23 protein-coding genes are annotated in these 20709 nt (G+C 60.6%); 15 read left to right on the top strand and 8 right to left on the bottom strand.

Annotated features, from left to right (window positions below; genetic code table 11):
• The first annotated feature begins 132 nt into the window (after positions 1-132).
• The 10 genes from ACT01B_RS11845 (at position 133) to ACT01B_RS11800 (ending at position 8841) form a co-directional block, all read left to right on the top strand.
• Positions 133-489: a response regulator gene (locus tag ACT01B_RS11845; protein ID WP_445143461.1), complete on the top strand. Its 357-nt coding sequence runs from the start codon at positions 133-135 to the stop codon at positions 487-489.
• A 5-nt stretch (positions 490-494) separates the two neighbouring features.
• Positions 495-2087 carry a PAS domain S-box protein gene (locus ACT01B_RS11840; protein ID WP_445143460.1) on the top strand — a complete coding sequence of 531 codons (1593 nt, stop codon included), beginning with the start codon at positions 495-497 and terminating at the stop codon, positions 2085-2087.
• Positions 2088-2242: 155 nt separating this feature from the next.
• On the top strand, positions 2243-2584 hold the full coding sequence (locus ACT01B_RS11835) for a response regulator (protein WP_445143459.1): 342 nt from the start codon (positions 2243-2245) through the stop codon (positions 2582-2584).
• A gap of 125 nt (positions 2585-2709) precedes the next feature.
• The gene (locus tag ACT01B_RS11830) at positions 2710-3252 is read left to right on the top strand and encodes a type 1 glutamine amidotransferase domain-containing protein (RefSeq protein WP_445143458.1); all 543 of its coding nucleotides are present in this window, start codon (positions 2710-2712) and stop codon (positions 3250-3252) included.
• Positions 3253-3421: 169 nt separating this feature from the next.
• Positions 3422-3964: a DUF4142 domain-containing protein gene (locus ACT01B_RS11825; RefSeq protein ID WP_445143457.1), complete on the top strand. Its 543-nt coding sequence runs from the start codon at positions 3422-3424 to the stop codon at positions 3962-3964.
• A 247-nt stretch (positions 3965-4211) separates the two neighbouring features.
• Entirely contained in the window at positions 4212-6356 is a 2145-nt protein-coding gene (locus ACT01B_RS11820) for a hypothetical protein (RefSeq protein ID WP_445143456.1), read from the top strand.
• Between the two features lie 156 nt (positions 6357-6512).
• Positions 6513-7298: a YihY/virulence factor BrkB family protein gene (locus ACT01B_RS11815; protein ID WP_445143455.1), complete on the top strand. Its 786-nt coding sequence runs from the start codon at positions 6513-6515 to the stop codon at positions 7296-7298.
• 203 nt (positions 7299-7501) lie between these two features.
• On the top strand, positions 7502-7675 hold the full coding sequence (locus ACT01B_RS11810) for a CsbD family protein (protein ID WP_445143454.1): 174 nt from the start codon (positions 7502-7504) through the stop codon (positions 7673-7675).
• Between the two features lie 276 nt (positions 7676-7951).
• Complete coding sequence (locus tag ACT01B_RS11805) at positions 7952-8104, top strand: DUF3309 family protein (RefSeq protein WP_445143453.1); 153 nt, start codon at positions 7952-7954, stop codon at positions 8102-8104.
• 245 nt (positions 8105-8349) lie between these two features.
• Positions 8350-8841 carry a DUF6496 domain-containing protein gene (locus tag ACT01B_RS11800; RefSeq protein WP_445147472.1) on the top strand — a complete coding sequence of 164 codons (492 nt, stop codon included), beginning with the start codon at positions 8350-8352 and terminating at the stop codon, positions 8839-8841.
• 87 nt (positions 8842-8928) lie between these two features.
• Here the strand turns inward: ACT01B_RS11800 and ACT01B_RS11795 are convergent, their stop codons facing one another.
• Positions 8929-9432, bottom strand: a complete 504-nt coding sequence (locus ACT01B_RS11795; RefSeq protein ID WP_445143452.1) for a PepSY domain-containing protein — start codon at positions 9430-9432, stop codon at positions 8929-8931.
• A gap of 284 nt (positions 9433-9716) precedes the next feature.
• On the opposite strand from ACT01B_RS11795, the gene ku reads away from it, so the two are divergent.
• From ku to ACT01B_RS11775, 4 genes are all read left to right on the top strand, one after another.
• Positions 9717-10628, top strand: a complete 912-nt coding sequence (gene ku / locus ACT01B_RS11790; RefSeq protein ID WP_445143451.1) for a non-homologous end joining protein Ku — start codon at positions 9717-9719, stop codon at positions 10626-10628.
• A 9-nt stretch (positions 10629-10637) separates the two neighbouring features.
• A complete protein-coding gene (ligD, locus tag ACT01B_RS11785; RefSeq protein WP_445143450.1) occupies positions 10638-13160 on the top strand; it encodes a DNA ligase D in 2523 nt (840 codons plus the stop codon).
• Positions 13161-13448: 288 nt separating this feature from the next.
• Positions 13449-13784 carry a hypothetical protein gene (locus tag ACT01B_RS11780; protein ID WP_445143449.1) on the top strand — a complete coding sequence of 112 codons (336 nt, stop codon included), beginning with the start codon at positions 13449-13451 and terminating at the stop codon, positions 13782-13784.
• 478 nt (positions 13785-14262) lie between these two features.
• Positions 14263-14499, top strand: a complete 237-nt coding sequence (locus ACT01B_RS11775; protein WP_445143448.1) for a hypothetical protein — start codon at positions 14263-14265, stop codon at positions 14497-14499.
• A 181-nt stretch (positions 14500-14680) separates the two neighbouring features.
• On the opposite strand, the gene ACT01B_RS11770 is transcribed toward ACT01B_RS11775, so the two are convergent.
• The 3 genes from ACT01B_RS11770 to ACT01B_RS11760 all read right to left on the bottom strand — a co-directional run bounded on the left by ACT01B_RS11770 (position 14681) and on the right by ACT01B_RS11760 (position 16923).
• Complete coding sequence (locus ACT01B_RS11770) at positions 14681-15154, bottom strand: DUF421 domain-containing protein (RefSeq protein WP_445143447.1); 474 nt, start codon at positions 15152-15154, stop codon at positions 14681-14683.
• 226 nt (positions 15155-15380) lie between these two features.
• Entirely contained in the window at positions 15381-15884 is a 504-nt protein-coding gene (locus tag ACT01B_RS11765) for a hypothetical protein (protein WP_445143446.1), read from the bottom strand.
• A 592-nt stretch (positions 15885-16476) separates the two neighbouring features.
• Entirely contained in the window at positions 16477-16923 is a 447-nt protein-coding gene (locus tag ACT01B_RS11760) for a PA2169 family four-helix-bundle protein (protein ID WP_445143445.1), read from the bottom strand.
• A 75-nt stretch (positions 16924-16998) separates the two neighbouring features.
• Here ACT01B_RS11760 and ACT01B_RS11755 point away from each other — a divergent pair, with 75 nt between their 5' ends.
• Complete coding sequence (locus ACT01B_RS11755) at positions 16999-17292, top strand: hypothetical protein (RefSeq protein ID WP_445143444.1); 294 nt, start codon at positions 16999-17001, stop codon at positions 17290-17292.
• Between the two features lie 106 nt (positions 17293-17398).
• Here ACT01B_RS11755 and ACT01B_RS11750 read toward each other — a convergent pair whose 3' ends face one another.
• From ACT01B_RS11750 to ACT01B_RS11735, 4 genes are all read right to left on the bottom strand, one after another.
• Positions 17399-18142, bottom strand: a complete 744-nt coding sequence (locus tag ACT01B_RS11750; RefSeq protein ID WP_445143443.1) for a hypothetical protein — start codon at positions 18140-18142, stop codon at positions 17399-17401.
• 208 nt (positions 18143-18350) lie between these two features.
• Positions 18351-18953, bottom strand: a complete 603-nt coding sequence (locus ACT01B_RS11745) for a class I SAM-dependent methyltransferase (RefSeq protein WP_445143442.1) — start codon at positions 18951-18953, stop codon at positions 18351-18353.
• A complete protein-coding gene (locus ACT01B_RS11740) occupies positions 18910-19611 on the bottom strand; it encodes a PIG-L deacetylase family protein (RefSeq protein ID WP_445143441.1) in 702 nt (233 codons plus the stop codon). Before ACT01B_RS11740 ends, ACT01B_RS11745 begins: the two co-directional genes overlap by 44 nt.
• On the bottom strand, positions 19608-20645 hold the full coding sequence (locus tag ACT01B_RS11735) for a hypothetical protein (RefSeq protein WP_445143440.1): 1038 nt from the start codon (positions 20643-20645) through the stop codon (positions 19608-19610). Before ACT01B_RS11735 ends, ACT01B_RS11740 begins: the two co-directional genes overlap by 4 nt.
• Positions 20646-20709 lie beyond the last annotated feature (64 nt).

Here is a 20709-nt window from a genome sequence, read left to right as displayed (position 1 = left end):
TCCATCGCTCATGGATCATGAACGGTAGGCACGCCTCCGACTCCATCTCCACGGCGCCGTCACAATTTCCATACCGGTTGTGCGTTGCACTAATAGCGTGATGGCCGATCCGAGAGTCCAGTGAGCGTTGTATTGATCGTCGAGGACGACACGACTGTTATGGAAGTGACCAGCTTGCTGCTGGAAGACGCAGGATACGAAGTGCTGCCTGCCCAGGGTGTCGAGCAGGCGCTGCGGGCGGCGGAAGAGCGGCCCGACATCGATGTCGTCTTCACCGATGTCAACCTGCGCGAAGGCCTGAACGGCATTGAGCTTGCTCGGGTCTTGAAGGCACGTGGCAGCCACGCGGCCATGGTCGTTGTGTCGGGTGATCTTGGTTGGTCAGACACGCCACTCGATCCAGATATGCGTTTTCTTGCCAAGCCCTATGGGCGAAAGACCCTGCTTTCCGTCGTAGCTGAGGCATGCGATAGAACCGACGACAGGTAATACTCATGTGGGGCGAAAGAACCCCTGTGCGGCATAGTCAAGGCGGATTTGTGAGTCACCGGGAAGAGTTTTCTACGGGAGAATTTCAAAGGCCCTCAGCGACGGAGGAGCGGTTTCAGTTGCTCGTGCAGTCGGTGGTGGACTACGCGATCTATATGCTGGACCCGGACGGCTACATCACCAGCTGGAACAGCGGGGCGCAGCAGATCAAGGGCTATAGTGCCGCAGAGGCGCTAGGCAAGAATTTCTCCATGTTCTATACCCCGGAAGATCGGGCCAACGGCATGCCCGGCAAGGCGTTGGCGATCGCCAGAGAGCAGGGGCGATTCAATGGGGAGGCTTGGCGCGTTCGCCGCGATGGCAGTCGGTTCCGAGCACTGGTGGCCATTGATGCCATTCGCGATAGCGATGGCGAACTCATAGGTTTTGCCAAGGTAACGCGCGATGTCACGGAACATTGGGAGGCCGTCGCCAGGCTGGAGGAGAGCGAACGGCGCTTTCGGCTATTTGTCCAAGGTGTGCCTGACTACGCTATCTGCATGCTGGACGAACGCGGTAGTGTGCGCCACTGGAATGCAGGCGCGCGCAGCATCAGCGGTTACGATAGCCTCGACATGCTGGGCATGCCGATCGCCACGCTTTTTTCAGAAGAGGATCGACTGTCGGGCGTTATGGGGCGACTGCTAAAGGAAGCCCTGGAACGTGACAGCTGCGAGGCGGAGTATTGGAATTTTCGCAAGGATGGAACCCGATTTCTCGCGCACATATCGTTGCGCGCGCTGAAAGACGAGGATCATATATTGCGCGGCTACGCACATATCATCCGGGATATGAGCGAGCAGCGTGCTGCCGAACAGGAGCTTGAGGCTACTCGCGAACTGCTCGTGCAATCCCAGAAACTCGATGCACTGGGGCAATTGACCGGAGGCGTGGCACACGACTTCAACAACATCTTGCAGGCCATTACCGGAGGGCTCGAAGTGGCCTCCCTGCGTCTCGCCAAGGGTGACAATGCGCAGGCGCAGTACTACCTGGATGGCGCCGCGCGTTCGGTGGAGCGCGCCATGCACCTGACACGGCGCTTGCTGGCGTTTGCCCGTCGCCAACCGTTGATGCCGACCTGCCTTAATCTGAATCAGCTCGTCTCATCCATGACCGAAATGCTCGAACGAACGGTTGGGGCGCGCGTGAGCGTTGACATCAAGCTCAATCCGTCCGTGCTCTACGTGTTTTGTGATGCCAATCAACTTGAGACGGCGCTTCTCAACCTGGCCATTAACGGGCGGGACGCCATGCCCAATGGCGGATACCTTCGCATTACCACACAGCCCGGGCCGCCTGGGCCAAACGGGCAGCAGTTTGGGAGTGTGAGCGTCGCCGACAACGGCGTGGGCATACCCAACGAGATGATTGCGCGGGTATTCGACCCGTTTTTTACGACCAAACCGCTGGGGCAGGGCACCGGCCTGGGCTTGTCGATGATCCACGGTTTCGTGCAGCAATCGCAAGGCATGGTGCATCTGGATTCCAAGCTCGGTGTAGGCACCCGGGTGGATATGAATCTGCCGCTTTGCGAACCGCCCACGCCACGCGACTAATCTCTGACGAGGCGCCGCATCGGGGCCTTCTCGCCGCACTGGCGTCGCAAAGACGCTTTTTTACGATGCTAGCCGTGTAAGGTGAAGCCGTGGCAAATCATTCGGCCACGCAGACATGCGGGGGGCGATTTATGGGGTCTGATAGCAGGACCATCTTGCTGGTCGAGGACGATCTGGAAGCACAGGAGACGACTCGGCTGATACTTGAAGAAGACGGCTATCGCGTCATTACTGCAATGAATGGCACCGAGGCTCTGCTCTTGCTCGCCCGTGAGCGTCATATCATCGCCGTGATAAGCGACATCCATACCAAAGGGGGCATTGACGGTATCCAGTTGGTTCTCCGGCTCCGTCAGGCGGGGCTGCATATGCCAGTGATCTTGACGTCTGGTGATCTTCCCAATCGCTACGGGGACTACCCGGAGTCCGTGACCTTTGTACCCAAGCCGTACGACAGAAACACGATTCTGGGTGCACTGTCGCATCTTCTCGGCTGACTGCCTGAGGATGTCCGACCGCTCGCGTCATGGCTGCCCTCACGTCACGACATGACGACATCGTGGCGACGGATTTTCCATGTTGACCGGACCACCATGGCTGCTCATTCACGCAGGAGAATGAGATGGGCACATCACTCAAGGGCCGTAAGATTGCGATGCTCGCCACCGATGGCTTCGAGCAATCCGAACTGCTTGAACCCAGGCGCTTGCTGGAGGCCGCCGGTGCAGAAGTCAGCGTGGTCGCACCCGGTGGAGCAACCGAGATCAGGGCCTGGCACAACAAGGACTGGGGCGAAACGGTCTTTGTCGATATCGCCCTGGATCGGGCGAAGGCTGGCAGCTATGACGCCCTGGTATTGCCCGGCGGCGTAATGAATCCCGACAGGCTTCGCCTGGAGCCGGCGGCCATCGAGCTGATCAAGGCATTTGCAAAATCGGGCAAGCCGCTGGCCGCCATTTGTCACGGACCGTGGACGCTTATTGACGCCGGTTTGGTGAAAGGACGAAAAGTCACCTCTTGGCCGTCGTTGCGCAAGGACCTGGAAAACGCCGGGGCGTACTGGGAGGACCGTGAGGTGGTGCAGGACGGCCAGTTGATCACCAGTCGCAAACCAGACGATATCCCTGCCTTTGCACGAACAGTCATCGAAGCACTGGCGGCTTGAAACGTACGCTTGATCTTGCTTGCCGGCGATGAAGTGGCGCAGGAAAAGTAGCGCACCCTGATGCGCTTTCCACGTCCATTGAACGAATATCAGCCTATTTTCCAGTCATCGCCTGGGAGGGATAGCTATGAAAACGACTCTTATCATTTCGGGTTGTCTGGCGGCAGCGATGGCGTTTGGTTCGCTCCACGCGCAAAGCGCGCCATCAGGCAAGGCTGCGAATGTGTCTGCTTCGGACAGCACGTTCGTGAGTGAAGCGAGTGCCGCCGGCCTGGCGGAGGTCGCGTCGGGCAACGTGGCAATGACGCAAGGGCAGGCTGCGGCCGTCAAATCATTCGGACAGACCATGGTTGCCGACCACTCCAAGGCAAACGTGGCCCTTCAGAAACTGGCGGAAACCAAGGGCATGGCCGTCGCGACCAGTCCTTCCGCCGACCAACAGGCATCCATCGACTCGCTAAAGAGTATGCATGGGGCGGCTTTTGATCAGGCCTATGCAAAAATGGCCCTGAACGACCACACGCAAGCCGTTGCTTTGTTCGAGCAAGAAGCCTCGACGGGGCAAGATGCCGATCTGCGTGCGTTCGCGGCCAAGACCCTGCCGACGCTGAAACACCATCTCGATATGGTCAAGAGCCTGCCGAGCCATGCCGTAGCGAAGTCATTGACGTCGCTCGCGCCCGCCGAGAGGCTTGCTATTGGCGGCCCATAAGCTGAGCGAAGAAGGCGACTGCTCACCCTGTGAGCTGGCCCGAAGCTTGCGCGGCTGTGGAACAGAGAAGGTGTTTGCCTGGAGCCAGCCTGGCGTTCAGGGACCTGTCGCCAAGGTCAAGATGATCTCATCCCTGTTCCACTACGGCATCACAGAGTGACGGCCATTCTCGGGCGCGATGCCAAATGAACACCCGCCAGGAAGCCGCGTAACCCTTATCGCTCGTCGAGTTGTTTGGGTGATTGGCGTGCTTTATGTCGTTTATCTCTTTGCGGGAAACATCTTCCTCAATAGCCCGCTGGCACCGCGTCTTGTCAATCGACAGCCTGAGACGCTCGAGGCGCATTGGGCGCGTGCGGAAACGTGGTGGCCAGGACAAGTGCGGCTTGAGCGTCTTCGCGTCCAGGGGCACGCGCGCAAGTTGCTCTGGAGTGTCGAAGCCGGGCAAGCGAGGGGGCGGTTGCTGCTTTGGGCCTTGTTCCGGCGCGAGCTTCGCTTTGGCCGCGTCCAAATCACGGACGTGGACATCCATGTGCAACCTGCAAGCAGCGATCACAAACCACCGCCCTGGCGTCCCGACGCCTGGTGGCTCACGTTCGAGGGGATCGAGACCACCTCCCTACGAAAGCTGCAGTGGGGCGAGCTTGTCATGGAGGGCAACGCCGCAGGCGTAGTGGGTTTTACCCATCAGCTGCGTGGTGGCACGACCCAGATATTCCCTTCCGTACTGACAGCCAGCCAGGCCGCGCTTCGCTACCGCTCGCAACCTTGGCTGCGGGCGCTGTCCTTCAAGCTGCAGTTCGCGTTCGACCGCTACTCCTACGACGACCCGCCTGGCTGGCACAAGTTGGAGCGTGCGCGCATTCATCTGGTGGCCGATGGGGCCACTCCCATCATCAACCTCGGCGTGAATTCAGGCGCGAACGTCAGTGGCCCTTCAGCCGCGCCACACGACGGACACGTCGCGGTCGACCTTTTGCTCGATCACGGTGTCCTGGCGGCGGGCGGACACGCGAGCTGGAACGGTCCGGTGGAAACCGCGAGCGCAGGCGGCTCCCCGCAATACCTGGGCGGCCAAGCCACCATTAGCGTCACGGACGATAAAACGGACGGCCACTTTTCGGCGTCCCCCGCCGTCACCGGTACCGGCGCGAACATCGCCAACCACATGCTTATTGATGCGCGCCTCGACAGTCGCCGTCTGCTGCCGTTGCCCTCATCCAAGGCCGCGCTGGCACTCCTTTCGGTGAACGCCGAGGGGCATTGGCAGTTTGAATCCCTGGCCTGGCTGCAGCCACTGACCGCCGTCAAGCCATGGCTGCGGTGGAACGGCGCGGGTGAAGTCGATGCGGCCTTGCGTCTTGCCCATGGGCAACTCATGCCCGGGTCGCGCTTGACGATTCCCCGGCTGGCATTCACCGCGCGTATTCTGGGCAATATCTTTACCGGTTCGGCCAGTGCCGACGGCCTCGTCGAGGCCGACCCTCGGGGCGCGCACAGCTCGATGAACCTGATGGTCAAACACTTCGTCGTCGCACCAGACATCCCCGCGGGCGAGCCCTACCTTCAGGGGCAGGCGCTGCAGGTGGCCATGCGTTCCTCGGCTGACCTGCTGAACTTTCGCGACACCGCTGTGACGCGCCTGCACTTCGCCCACGCTGAGGTGCCCGACTTGCGCGCCTACAATCGCTACCTGCCAGGCAAGAGCCTGTTCTTTATCAGCGGCCACGGCAGCATGGCCAGTGATCTGACCGTTGACGGGAAGGGTGACGTGAGTGACGGTCGGATGCAGCTGCACAGCGACGGCGCGCGGCTGGCCATCGGGCCTTCACGGCTTAATGGCAACATAGATCTGGATACGCGGCTTACGATGGCCAAGCGCGCCGGGCACGCCTTCGACGTGCACGATTTCAACTTGTCGATGAACGGTGTACGCGTCGAAGGCTCGAACGATCCGCCTTGGTGGACGACGGCCACATTGGAGCGGGGCACGCTCGACTGGGATCGGCCCATGCAGCTCAACGGCACGGCCACGATGCGTATGAAAGACGTGAGTGTTCTGCTCACGCTGTTCGCCGACCGGGGGGCGTTTCCCAAGTGGGTCGCCCACCTCATCGATGCCGGTGAAGCCCAGGTGCGCGCCAACGTGCAGGCCCGGAAAGGCGAATTCGTGCTGGACCACCTGGTCGCGACCAACCAGCGAGCTTTGGTCATGGCGCGCTTGCGCATTGCCGACGGTAAGCCCGCAGGGGATATCTACGCCCGCTGGGGCATCTTGGACGTCGGCGTAGCGATGGCCAATGGCGAACGCCAATTTCATCTGCTGCATGCCGCGCGCTGGTATGAGGCGCAGCCTGACCTTCTAACCACAACGGAGGTAGTGGCGCACTGATTCGCGGCACAGGTTCCTGCCCGTCATCGCCCGGGATCGTGGTCTTCCCAAGACAGGGCGAAGCTTGCGGTCTGACGCGGTCGATCAGCCATCGTCATGAAGACGCGCGTACCCAAAGTCTTGCATGAGGTCTTTCACGGGTTCAGCGACCACGAATTGCTGACCCGCGCCGCCGCGCTGGCTTTTTACTCGGCGTTTTCATTTGCTCCCGTCTTGCTTCTCGTGCTGTGGCTGGTGTCCGTCATCAGGCCGGATTGGAATAACCAGTTGGTCGTCACCCTGACCAACATCATGGGGAGCGGGGCATCCTCGATCGCCGAGCTGGTCATCCGCAGCGCCCAGACTAACCCGCGGCTGCGTCATCTCTATGGCGGTATCGGATTGGTGGTGACGCTGTTCAGCGCGCTCGCCGTATTCACGCAGATGCAGCAGAGCCTCAACCATGTCTGGAACATCAAACCCGCGCCCGAAAAGGCGGTTGCGGGGTGGCTATTGGCCAGAGCTCGCGCTTTTGCGCTTTTGGTCGGCATTGCCTTCCTCATGATCGTGTCGTTCGCGGCCACTGCTCTCGTCAACGCACTGATTCCCAGCGGCTCCATCGGCTGGAACATCGTCGAGGACGTGGTGGGTGCCTTCCTGCTGGTGGTTGCGTTCGGGGCGATGTATCGCATCCTGCCCGACGCCTCGATTGCCTGGGCGGACGCCGTGCGCGGCGCACTGCTCACCACCCTGCTTTTCATGACCGGAAAATTCGTCATCAGCCTCTATGTCGTGCACTCCAGCGTGAGTGGCGCCTATGGCCCCGCCAGCGCTCTCATGGTCTTGCTGATGTGGGTCTACTACGCCTCGACGATCGTCCTGGTGGGCGCCGAGTTGACCCACGGCCTCTCGTCCGCGCGTGGCGAGCGAACGCCACCCAAGGCATTCGCAAAACCCGAGTAGCGGCCCGCTGCATGGCGGGCGGGCGGGGCATAGCACCGTGCATTGGCTGCGCAGGAAGGCGATCGCGTGCTCAGGTGCGTGGTCAGGGGCCGCGTTCTACGGCGGAAATGAACAGAAACCTGACGCCGTCCGGATACTTCACATCGCCCCGATGTTTGAGCTTTTATAGCTGAGCTGTCGCAATTCAGCGACAGGAGACAGTCATGGACAAGAATCGCACTGAAGGCACCAAGCATGAAATCAAGGGCGCCATGAAGGAGGTGGCAGGCAAGGTCACGGGCAACAAGGCCAGGGAAGCCGCCGGCCAGATAGAGAAGAACGCCGGCAAGATCCAGAAAGAAATCGGCAAGGAAAGAGACGACCGGCGCAAGCACTAAGCGTTGCTACGGCTGTGGATGCACGCGACGCCGTGACTCTTCGGACTTCATGGTCATGGCGTTGCGCTGGATGGTCTCGCCGAGGCGGAACTTGCGCCAAAGCGTGCGGCACCAGTGTTCACGTGGATGTCGTCCGTGAAACGTTCACGTGGCTCACATGCTCGTTATCTGATCGCGCGCGGGCTGCGCGACGCACTATCGACTGAGCTCGGGCGCGCTGCGCCCCGGATCACCATGGGGGTTACCCGGCAACACGACAGCAGAAAGGAAAACGCGATGTCACTCATACTTCTAATCGTGCTGGTCATCATCGTCATCGGCGCACTTCCGTCATGGCCTTATAGCCGAGGCTGGGGCTACTACCCCAGTGGTGGCCTGGGCCTGATCCTGCTGATCCTGCTGATACTTCTCTTGATGGGGCGTATCTGATCTATCGCCCAAGCATGGGAGCAGGCTCTACCCGCAAGAACGACTGCGGTTCGATCGCCTGATCCGCAATCTTCGTCGGCCTCGGATTTACGCCGAAGGCATCAACATGTCTTAAAAAAACCATCCAGGTCCCGTAAGCATGCCCCGCACGAGGGCTGAATCTTCATCACAAGCCCTCGTTATTTTGACGAACAATGGACCGCGTTTCGCATACATCTGTGGCGTCACACGATGGGAGGTCCGTTATGCCAGAAGCAAAGACCAAGAAAGCCGCGGCGCGCGACAAGCGTCAAGGAAAGTCCACAAGCACGCAGGCTGGCGAGTATGTACACGAAGAAATAGAGCATGTGCGTAAAGGCAAGCATGGGGCCAGGTCGGCTAAGCAAGCCATTGCGATCGGCCTCTCCAAGGCGCGACGCGCGGGCGTCAAGGCACCGGTAAGCAAGACGGCTAAGAAGTCGACCAAGCAGAAGGCGGCTCAGGACGAGAAGGCGGCATCCGGGCATCGCAAGAAGGCAGCTTCGAAGCGTTCACACGCGAGCAAGCGCGCCTTGAAGAAGGAAGGGCACGCCGCCGCATCGCATGCCTCGCTATCCAAGCAGGCCACCAGCAGCGCTCGAAAGCGTACCGCCACGTCTCGCTCGGCAGCGGCCAAGAAAGCCGCGCGCACGAAGGGTGCGGCAGGACGATCAGCGGCGGCAAAGAAGGCCGCAAGCACTCGCAAACGTAAGGCTTGAGTTTCGGGCCGGGCGATCACCCACGGAGCACGTGGCGACGGAGAACGTGGATGATCGCCCTTTCATGGGCATCACAAGCATCAGGCATCAATCACGCGACTTGGCCACTACGCTGCCATCGGTCGGATCGACCAGCAGAGCGACGTCGGTGCCTCGCGGCGTCTTCGCGTCGGCGTCCCACAGGCCTTCTTCGAATTTCACGTGTTTGACGTTCTGATAGCCAGCCCCGGCCAATTTGGCACTGACCTCATTCTCGTTGAGCCGGGACGGTGAATCGGCCGGATAGACTTTGCCACTGAGCGGACCGACCGCGAGCTTCACCCACTGCTTGTTGCCGCCGCGAGCCTGGCTCCGCCACACGCCGTCCTTGAACCGAAGATCCTTGACTTCCTTGTAGCCGGCGCCGGCAATCGCAGCCTTGATGGCGTCCTCCGTCAGCGCGCCCGAGGGCGGCTCGGACGTCCACGTCGTAACCGTGGTCGTGGTCTGCATGGTGCTGGTGACCGAGCGTGCGGTAGCAGGCTGATCTTGGGCAACAGCGACATCAAAAACCAGCAATCCAATCAACAAGGGAAGTATGCGCTTGATCATGGAGCCTCCTTCGATGGTCGGTGTGGTGACCGCGCCAGCTTGTGCAGGCGTCCTTCAATCCGATGTGAACCTCGGTTGCTCGCGTTGCCGCTGATTCAGACAGGCGCGAACCCGCCAAACGAAGCGTAACTGCGCTCATTCGCGCCGTTGCGATCGATTCAAGGAGATGACGTCGGCACACCCTTGCCGTCACATGCCAATAACGCGGTCGGACGCACGTTACCGAAGTGGACGCGACCCTCTACGAGTCGCCGTCGCATTCCCTACTTCGAAAGGATGACGTCATGGCACGGCCGATCTGGAGCGGAACTTTGTCGTTTGGCTTGTTGAACGTACCGGTCTCCCTGATGGCCGGTGAGCGCAGCATCGATCTTCACTTTCGCATGCTCGACAGTCGTAGCAATACGCCGATCCGATACGAACGCGTCAATGCCGAAACAGGTGATGAAGTCCCCTGGAAGGACATCGTTCGCGCCTATGAATACAAGAAGGGAAGCTATGTGGTGCTGCGACCGGAAGACGTCAAGTCAGCCGCTTCCGAGGGCAGGGAGGCCGTCGAAGTCGAGGCATTTGTCGACGCGTCGTCGATCGGTCCGGAGTACTACGAAAAGCCCTACGTGCTGGTGCCTGGCAAGAAGGCGGAAAAAGGCTACGTGTTACTGCGGGAGACGCTCAAGCGCACCGGTAAGGTCGGTATTGCGCGCGTGGTCATACGCACGCGGGAGTACTTGTCGGCGGTGACGCCCAGAGGCGATAGCCTGATGCTTATCCTACTTCGCTACCCGCAGGAGATGGTGGACACCAGTGACTACAAGATTCCCGAGGGGAAGCTATCGAGCTATCGCATAACGGCTAAGGAGATCGACATGGCCGAGCAGCTTATCGAGTCGATGACCGGTGAGTGGCGTCCGGGAGACTTCCGCGACGAGTTCCGCGAGCGCCTGCGCAAGGTGATCGAGAAGCGCATGAAGTCCAAGGGCGTGATAACACCCGTCGAGGAGGAGTCCGGCGAGGTCGAGAACGCGACGACGAACGTCGTGGACTTTATGAGCCTGCTACAGAAGAGCCTGGCCTCGAAGAAACGCACGCCAGCCAGCAGTCGCGCGCCGACAGCCTCCGCCAAGCGCAAGCCCGCCAAGAAGGCCGCTGCCAAGAAGGCAGGCAAGCGGCCTGCGGCGCGGCGCAAGTCGGCATAAGGCTGCCGTATGAGCCTGAAGGCCTATCGCAATAAACGTGATTTCGAGCGAACGCGCGAACCCTCCGGCGCGCCGCGCGGCCGCAGCAAGCGCCCCATCTTCGTGGTGCAGCTGCATCACGCGCGGCAGCGTCATTTCGATTTCCGGCTGCAGGTGGGTAACGTGCTGAAGAGTTGGGCAGTGCCGAAGGGGCCCAGCATGGATCCGTCCGTGAAGCGGCTGGCCGTGGAGGTCGAAGACCATCCGTTGGACTACGCCGATTTTGAAGGCGACATCCCTGAAGGAAACTACGGTGCCGGTCATGTCGAGTGCTTCGACCGCGGGCTCTGGTCCACCGAGACGGACCCTCAAGCGCAGTTGCGCAAAGGTCATCTGGATTTCACGCTCGATGGCGATCGCCTCAAGGGTCACTGGCACCTGGTGCGCAGTCATCGAAAGGAGCGACAACCGTCCTGGTTTCTGATCAAGGGCAAGGACGCTTTTGCCGGCGACTTCGAGGCCGACGATATGCTGGAGGGATCTTCTCCCCAGCAACACAAGCGAGCGCCGGTAAAAACCAAGGCAAAGACGCCAGCAGGACGCAAGAAGACGGCGGCTGGATCGAACAGCAGGCCATCGCCAGCGCTAGTAAAGCGACAGCCCAAGGAGACCATTGACGCGGGATTCTTCGCGCCCGAACTGACCCAGTGGCGCGCAGAGGTGCCCAAAGGCGACGACTGGTTGCACGAGATCAAATGGGACGGCTACCGCATTCTCACTGCGGTGGCCGACGGCGAAGTGAAAGCGTGGTCACGTAATGCCCTGCCGTGGAGCGATCGGATTCCCGACGTCGTGGCCGCCGTACGCCAGCTAGGACTGAAGTCCGCTCGACTGGACGGGGAGCTGGTCGTGCTCGTCGATGGGCGAAGCGATTTCGGCGCGCTGCAAAAAACGCTTTCCGGACAGGCTCAGGCGTCTCTCACCTATGTCCTGTTCGACCTGATCCACCTCCATGGGCACGACCTCAGCGCCTTGCCGTTGCTGGAGCGCAAGAGGCTACTGGAGCAGATCCTGGAGCGGGCGCCCAAAGGGACGGCCCAGCATCTTCGCTATAGCGCGCACGTGGTCGGCAATGCGGAGGCCATGCTGGACATGGTGCATACGTCCCGACTTGAGGGCGTGGTGTCCAAGCGGACGGCTTCACCTTATCGCCCAGGGCGCACCGGCGATTGGCTAAAGATCAAGCGGCTCGACAGCGATGAATTTGCCGTGGTGGGTTATACGACGGCCAAGGGGCAGCGCCAGGGCTTCGGCTCGCTCCTGCTGGGGCGGCCATCGGCAGGCGGCGGCTGGGATTTCGCCGGTAGAGTCGGCACCGGCTTTACCGACGCGCAACTTAGCCAGATTGCCAAGCAGCTGGTCGGTCACGTACGCAAAACTCCGACGGTGCACGCGCCTACCATCGACCCGCTCCTGCGTGGTGCTCACTGGGTCACTCCGAACGTGGTTGCCGAGGTCTACTACCGCGGACTGGGTGGCAATGGGCTGCTACGTCAACCAAGCCTGAAGACCTTGCGACCTGACAAGTCGGTAGACGATTTGCGCGACGCCGATCGCGCCGCCCCTGCGCCGAAAGCCGCGCCATCGAGCCATGCCATGCCTGATTTTACCTCCGCCGTTGCCATCACTCACCCCGATAGAAAGGTTTTTCCGGACCAGGGCATCACCAAGCTGGAGGTGGCTGAATATTACGCATCCATCATGGATTGGTTTCTTCCTGGCGTGGTCGAGCGGCCGCTATCGGTATTGCGTTGTCCTGAAGGGCTGGTATCGGAGTGCTTTTTCCAGAAGCACCTGACCCGTGGCCTCAGTCACGTAGGCACCATCTCGCTGAAGGAAGGCTCGGGCCGCAAGCAGGCCTACCTCTATCCCAGCGACGCTGATTCGATCATTGAGCTCGTCCAGTTTGGCAGCCTCGAGTTTCATCCCTGGGGCGCCACCATCGACGATCCGGATCATGCGACTCAGGTGGTCTTTGACCTGGACCCCGGCGATGGGGTGGCATGGTCGCAAATCGTTTCGGCGGCGCAACGGGTCAGGAAGCTGCTGGCTCAGTTGTCGCTGACGTCCTTCGTACGGACGACGGGAGGGAAGGGACTGCACGTCGTGCTGCCGCTTCATCCCGCTGCACCGTGGGACGTCGCCAAGGACTTCTCTCGCGGTTTTGCCGACACCTTGGCGCAAATGCATCCCGAGCAGTTCGTCGCCGTGGCAGGCAAAGCCAAACGACCCGGACGCATCTATATCGACTACCTGCGCAATAGTCGGGGCGCGACCAGCGTCGCCTCCTATTCGCTGCGCGCTCGCCCAGGGGCGCCGGTCGCGGTGCCGTTGCGATGGGAGGAGCTCGGCCGACTCGGCAGCGGCGCTGCATTCGATCTGCGCACTACGCCCAAGCGTCTGGCTCGCTTGCGCGGTGACCCATGGGAAGCATTTGACGCCACGCGCCAGGACCTGGATGAAGTGGCCGAGCGTCTGGCGAAGATCGGATAAGTCATGCGAAACCGGCGAGTCATGCCTTGCGCCTGGTGATGCGCCTGGTGATCAGCGAAGTCCGAAGTCCGAGGACCACAGCAGCCATGTCACGAGAACGGAGGCGCGGCAACGGCAATCCCTGACAGGCAGAAAAATTTTCCTTTGCTACTTTCGGCCCGTCACTCGCGGCGTTCTTTGATTTGGGGCAACGCGAGTGACCATGACAGCAATGTCATGAGGCGCGGGCCGCAGGTGCTTGCAACACCCACGACCCGCTAACCATCACCAACTATCTGGAAGTTGATCATGGCTGTCCACGATCATACGGCACCCGCACGCCTGGCTTTTCTCTCCCTGGGTGACCCGTTCATCGCTTCGCCCGCCGCCGGTGTACCGGCTCATCGTCCACAGGCACCCTCGCCACGCGGCACGACCTTCGACGACGTTGCGCTTGCGCATTACGCGCTTTCGCGACTGTGGTTCGAGGACGAGCTGTATCGAAGGGCGAAGGCAAAGCACCCCAGCACCGAGCCTCTAACATGGCCACTCCCAACGCTTTTCATGGACGGAGTAGCCGTGGCGATCCAGTGCCTGGAGCAGTACGCCAAGCAGCTTAGCGACGAGCGAGCGATGAACGGGTAAGCGCGTCCTTGTGATCGTCCCCGCGGTGCACCGGCCGGTTCGGCGGTGCACCGCGCCTTGGTGACGACTTACCTCGAAGCAGGGCTTTGCCCTACACGGATCGCCGACTGCGCTGATCCGTCGATCCGCTGTGGCCTACGCAGAAGTTCCTGCAGTCACCACCATCGGGTACAAGCGCCTCAATCACCTGGGCCGCATCCACTGGATGGTCTCCGAAAGCCGAGTCGCCCGGGCACGCGCAGAGGCGACACTCGCCATGCACTACAAGTGCGGCGCGGAACGTTGCTTCGGCAACTCATGACTAGGTTGGTTTTGGTGCCCGTCGGAGCGCAAAGGGAGGCGTTTGGAGCACCGCCGTCGATCACGTGCCGACCAAAATTCGCAGCGTTCCATGCACTTGACTGATCCTGGATTCACTACGAAATAACCATGACGCCAATAGCGTGGGCAGCACGTACTCACCCACAGGATTCGTATCATGGCAAATCAGTCACACACCATTTCCGAGCACCATAAGGAAGCGGCCAAGCACCACGAGCAAGCCGCCAAGCACCACAAACTCGCCGCAGAACATCACGACAAGGGCGATCATTCCAAGTCCGCTGAGCACGCCCATCTGGCGCACGGGCACCACTTGAACGCGACTCACCATTACGAAGAAGCGGCGAAGCGGCACGTTCAGGATCACGGCAACGGAAATACCGGCAAGAAGTGAATCTGCGCGCTTTCCACCCGGAGGCCTCACGATGGTGAGGTCTCCGCTGTGGCTTCGCCCGCCTTTTCGCGCAAGTGAGGCTCGACCAGAAGCTGGCATCTCGCAAGCTTGCGGGACAACGATCGTTCCGTAGGGGTCGCCACGCGGCGCGTGCGCGCCGCGTGTTCGATCGGGAAGTGTTTCACGAGCGCTTTCGTATAAAGGTCATTTTTCCATTGGGCTCCAGGCGAGCCAGCGCCACGTCGCCCTCCGTTTCCATGCCGTGGTAGTGCAAGGCGCGGTCCAGAGCCGCACCGGGAACGTTCTCTCGACGCAACGCTTCGTCGTCACGACGGCCATTCCTGACCAGGGTCGTCGGTCGGCCCTCGATCCAGCGATTGAGCCTCGGCCAACGCGTGCAGGCCCAACCCACCGCTTTATCTGTCGCGAGAATGGCGGCGACGCCGATAAACGGGGCCGTGACCGACGTGTCACCGCCCGTGATCGCCGAGCGCAGCGTGCCGCCCACGAGTACGAGAACAATCACGTCAAAGGCAGACATCTCGCCAAAGGCCCGTTTGCCACACAGCCGCATCAGCACCAACAGGCCGAGATACGTCAACGCGCCACGGCCCGCGTAGTGCCACCACGGCTCAGTCAGAGCGAATGTCGACATAGGTCTCATCCTCCGCGCAGGCGCTTCAGGGACGGCTCGCACGAGCGTACGCCGTCCTCTCAAAGCGAGCGTAATCCTTATGGACGCGAACCAAATGCTCAAATCCGATCACAAAACCGTGAAGGGTCCAGTCGAAGTGTTGACGGAGACCACCTCGCGTGCGGCGAACGAGAGAACTCCTTGAGGCCAGGAACGACTCCACCTGCGATCCATGCGAAGCATTGACTCAAAGCGCCCAGTTCAGACCGAAGGTCAGCCAGCGATCATGGACGTGTGCGTCGCTCTTGCCGACGATGACATCGAAGCTGTCCTTGTTATGAAAGGTCCAGCGCATCCCGAGCTGATTGATCGCATCGCCGTTCCAGGGTTGGATGCGTTCGATAACGACCGCGAGCTGCTCGCGAAGCTTGTATTTGACGCCCAGGCCCTCGAAGGTTCGCCACGACGTTCCGCGGGCATAAATCTCACCAAGGTCGGCATTGATGGCCCATCTGCGTGCATCGTCAGGTGTCAGCGTCGCCGCCACATAGCTGTTGCGACTGAGAATGTGCCCATTGGCCAAGCTGAGTCCTACATTCACTGCGAGACCTAGATGGTAGTGATCCGGGTCACGGATCATCCATTTGACGGCCGGGCTTTCCTGATGTTCATACGGGTGATTTTGTACCGCCAGTCCCAAGGACCATTCGACCGCACCAGTCGTGCAGGCAGGTAGGGCATCGAGGGTCATCTGGCCTCCCGTTAGGAGTTGCGTCCAACTCTGTACCTGACAGCGTCCCTTGGGCGTTATGGAAGCATCGTCAACCAGATAAGCGCCGGCGCCCGCATGGGCTATCGCAGAGATGATCAAGCCTCCGGACGCCACCAACCACGTGGAAGACCTGGGCTTCATCTAGCTTCTTCCCATCGTGAGAAATTTCACGATCGTTGCCGCGCCCATCACCAGGGTAGCCAGCCAACCCAATGCCCATTGCGAGTGGGTAGCGGTGCCACCGGGTCGTCGTTGGCCGCGCCGGTTGCAAACGCTGCGTCCAGACGTTTCCACAACGGCGTCGTTTGCGAATCGCCGGTTTGCCCGGTCATCGAAGTGCCCGAAGTGTCTGTGCCTGCATCCTGCCGGGCGCAGTGTGAAATGCCGCGCGCTTTTTGCGTCGTAGTGCCGTGAAGCAGGTCGATTTCGCCAGTGCGCTAAAGACGTCAGCTTTACGCCCATCTGTGGCCTAACCACAATCTCCGGCTGGCTCTCGACCTCAGTGAATGTGGATGCCTCGCATCACTGAGTTAACGCGCCGCGGCCAACCGCTTGGCGTCGATGATGACGTTTACTCGTATGCCTTCTGCAGTTCGCGTATTTCGTCCTGGCCGGTCGTCACGGAAACAAACGCCTTCCTGGCGACCGATAGCGCGTGCGGCCCAAGCCTTTCGTCCCTGAGCGCTTCTTCATACTTACTCTTGAGGTGGTCCTCTCCTCGTCCCACTTCATCGACGACAGCCTTGTCGGTTTTGTCCATGTGCGCGCGAAGATCCAGAAAGACCCGGTGAGCGGAAGCGAGCACGGTGCCGTCGTCCTCCGGCTCGCCTCCCAGTTCGCGCACGGCGTTACGCAGTTCGGCCACGACTCGACGGCGCTCAACGGACCACCGCTTGAAAAGCTCGGCAATCATCACATCCTTGGTCTGATCAGCGGCCTCGCGGTAACCCTCGCTGCTATCCAACGTGGACTCAATGAGACAGTTAAGGACCTTGATATCGTACGCGCGTTCATTCATGGCACTACCACCTCAGGGCGTCAGTTGAACCATGCGTAGCTAGCGTAGTCGCCGCGCTTCGACTACGTGAAGACCATGCGAGATGCACGTGGAGTGTTGCCGGCGATTAATGAAGTGACCGAAGCCCAGGCAAACCAGGGTAGTCGTTTCTGCAGTGTCGACGTGGCCAACACACCATGGAGCGCAATCTGCGCGCCACGTTTTCAATTCGCTGAGATCATGAATCTTTCACGACGCATCGCATTAATCGCGTTCATTGTTGCCTTGCTGATCGTTCTGGCGGTAGGGTTCTATCGCGCCGTCATGCACGAGGAGGCGCGCCCTGACACCGCCCCGGCGGCGTCGACTTCGACAAACCCGTCCCACTAGGCACGACGGTCGCCCTTCGCCCTGGCATGTCTAACCAACACATGCATGAGTTCCTTCGCACTGTTTGAGCCATGCACCTTTCAGCGACACCAACCCCCACTACGCGCTATCGACGAGGGACGGTCCAACGCCATAGCCCTGTCGTGCGACCGAGCCGCGGTCGCCAGGGCCGCCCGACGACGAGCGGCGACGCCTGAAGATCAGTAGCGATGCGAATGGCGCTTTGGTGCCGGGTCACATCATTTCCCTGATTGCGTCGCACCAGGCCCAGGGCATTCATCACCGCCGGACCACGGAATTGTCCGTCGCTATCGGGAGGGGTGCCTGCTTGCGCTTCCATCACATTCACTCCGTCCAGGGGCGTGATGGCCGTGATGGCGATACGTGAAACCCGATGGTCGGAGACGCAGAAAACCGAGGCGCACCCTTCCGGTGCATTTCCCGACAGAGCCAATCTTCCCGCAAGATCTTCAGGGTGAATGTCCTTGCTCAGATCGGTATTCCGATCGACCTCCCCAACCACCACCTCGGCGATCCGTCCCGCGCGACCATCGGCCGTGACAATGATTTTGCCCAGTAAGCCCGGTGCCACCACATGAGCGGCGTGGCAAAAAAAGTCCCTTGGCAGAATCAACCAGGGATGGAGTCTCAACAGAAGGCTGAAGTAAAGATCGCGATACAGCAGACGCAGCCCTCTCCTCAGGAATTCGAGATCCGATAGGCGGGTTTGGTATTCGAGGTCGGCGATCGCCCCGCGAAGCATCGCTACCACCGGCGCACCACGACGTAACGCATCGCCTAGCTGGGCGCGGAGGCCACGAAGTTTGAGTTCGACATGAAGACGATTCATGTTTTTACCCCGCGGAGGCAGCCTTGGCCAATGAGGGGGCGGCGATGTCATCTGCTTGATGGCTATAGAGGTAGCTCTGGCAGGTGCTGTTGCTGTCCCGGGTGAGGGTAGCAAGTCGCGGTGAACCGAGCGTCGAACCTTTGTATGCTTCGGATCAAGGGTCATCAGCGTTTCATTGAGCTTCGTTCACCCACGGGATCGCTTCGACTCATTCCTTTTGCACGCCTGTCCACACTTCCAGGCGGTATTGGGAATGACGCTCGCGATGACGAAGTTCGGCTCGCATGAGGCATTGGAATAGCTCGGTTGCGCGGTCCCCAGTGAGCGGGTAGTCGGTTTCACCAGTCCAGTGGACGACAACGAATTCGGTGCGCTTGCTAACGACACGGGAAAGCTGGTCGGCTAGTCGAACCAGCGCCGGGACAGAGAAGTAATACAAGATCTCGGAAAGGACCACGAGATCATATGAGCCGTTCCAGTCGCCATCCGGTAGATGCGCCTGCATGAACCTGACGTTGGTGCAGTGACAGAGTTCCCTGGCGCGCTGCAAGGCGATGGCACTCGTATCGATAGCCGTCACTGCGTCGCACCGCTCAGCCAGCAGGCGGGTAAGCCCCCCGATCGAGCAGCCCAGTTCCAGCGCGTGACGGTATCGGCTTTGACCAAGGCAGCGAAGGGTTGCCTCGTATTTATCTCGCTCGTAGCTACTTGTGAGTACTGACCAGGGATCGACTTGATCGGCGTATAGGAGCTCGAAGAACTCGTGGTCATAGAGCGGGGCATAGGAAAACTTCGGTGTCGGACTGGACATGGCGCAATAATTCCTCCGGTAGCGTGAATCCTTCGACATCCAGCGCCAGGCGTCCTAACTGGCTGGTATAGGCCTCGATCGCCAAGGCCTTGCGTGCGCGTTGTTCGGTGATGTCAACACGAACGCCGCGAACCCGTAGCGGCTTATCGGGCAAGAGCCAGCTCCATACCGGGTAGGTCATGATCTCCACTCCCGGCAGACCTTGAGTGGCCTCGCTAATCAAGGCGTAGGCGCCCTGATGGTCGCAGTGCGCATCCGTGTCGGCCGTAACCACGATAAGGCAAGGGCTGCGCTGCACCGCGAAACAGCGCAGCCATTGGGTTGCGCAAAGTCGCGCTTCGTCGTCCAAGCTGAGAAGACCACCATCAGGCAGACCCAGGAAGTTCAAATGCGCTGGCCTCAAGCCCAAATTCGCGGCCGCGATGGTTGCCTCCAGACGCCTGATCGGGGCCAAGTCGAGCGTAGGGTGGGAGCGCTCGCCACTGGTCAGGAACACCACGTGCCTTGATCGATTGCTTCGGCTCGCCCATGTCAGGAGTCCGCCGCAGCCCAAGGTCTCGTCATCCGGGTGCGGCGCGATGACAACGAGTCCTCGTTCTCCCAGAAGCTCCCCTGGTGAGATCAAAGGAAGGTCCTGCATGGCCCGGGCATAGGTCATGGCGGCTGCATCAAAGTGGCGAACTGCTCTCCAACCTGATCTCTGATCAGGTCCGGAGCCGGCTGCCTGAGATAGGTTTCGAGGTCACGCGTCATGCGCTCTATCGGGTTGTCGCGGCGGAACGCTGACAGGCCAATCGAGCGATGAACCAACTGAATGACCACCATCAGCTGCTGCTCTACGGCGAGACGCGCCATGCGCACCGAATGGGTGGGTTCGTGGCCATCGAGTTCTCCCTCAGCGGCCAACCGCGCGCGCTCGACCCACAAGGCCGCCGTTTCCAGAGCTATCGCGATTTCCGCCAGACGGGCCCGTTGATTCGGATCGGCCTGGCGGCCGGCACGGATCAGGGACTGAGCCGTCAAGCGCCCCAGGCGCTCACCTGCGCCAAGTTGAGCGGCGAGAAATCGCCAGGCGCCGGAGGTAAAGAGAGGTTCCCGGTGGTAGTCGTTGTCACTCCCGATAATCTCCGAGGGGGCGACGAGCGCATGATGGTAGCGGATCGGAAGCGTGACCGAAGCCTGCATGCCGCGCATGTTCCATTCATCGCTGGGCCCTACCAGGTAACTGGCGGATGGCCAGACCATCACATGGCCCAAAAGGTGGTGTTGCGCGGTAACCAGCGGGCATTGGATCAATCCCGCGCCCGACGCGTAGGCCTTCTGCCCGTCCAGCTCGAACGTGTCGCCGCCACCCGTCAGCATGAGTGGCCCGCGCGAATGAGGGGCATTCCATACACCGAGCCAGCCTCCATCCATAACGTAGCGGCATAGGGCCTGACGTTGCTTGGGATCGCCGTAAGTCCAGATAAGCTGAAAAGCATTGACATGGCCCTCGTAAAGCCTGGCCACGGACAGGTGCGATGCACCCAGTCGCCGCAGCCAGTTACAAAGAGCGGCCGACGCGTGACGCGACCAGCCGAACTCAGCACCTCCTAAAGAGGCAGGCAACACGGCGGTGGTCGCTCCGCAGTTGAAGAGATATTGCAAAGCCACGACGGGCGCGTTGCCCGTGCGATCGTCTTCGGTCGCCATTGGGTCAAGCGTAGACTGCAGATCCGACGGAATCGCCCTCGCAAAGTTACGCCTTACCAACGCA

The organism is Dyella sp. Tek66A03, from assembly GCF_052567735.1.
This window is presented reverse-complemented; position numbering and strand designations above follow the sequence as displayed.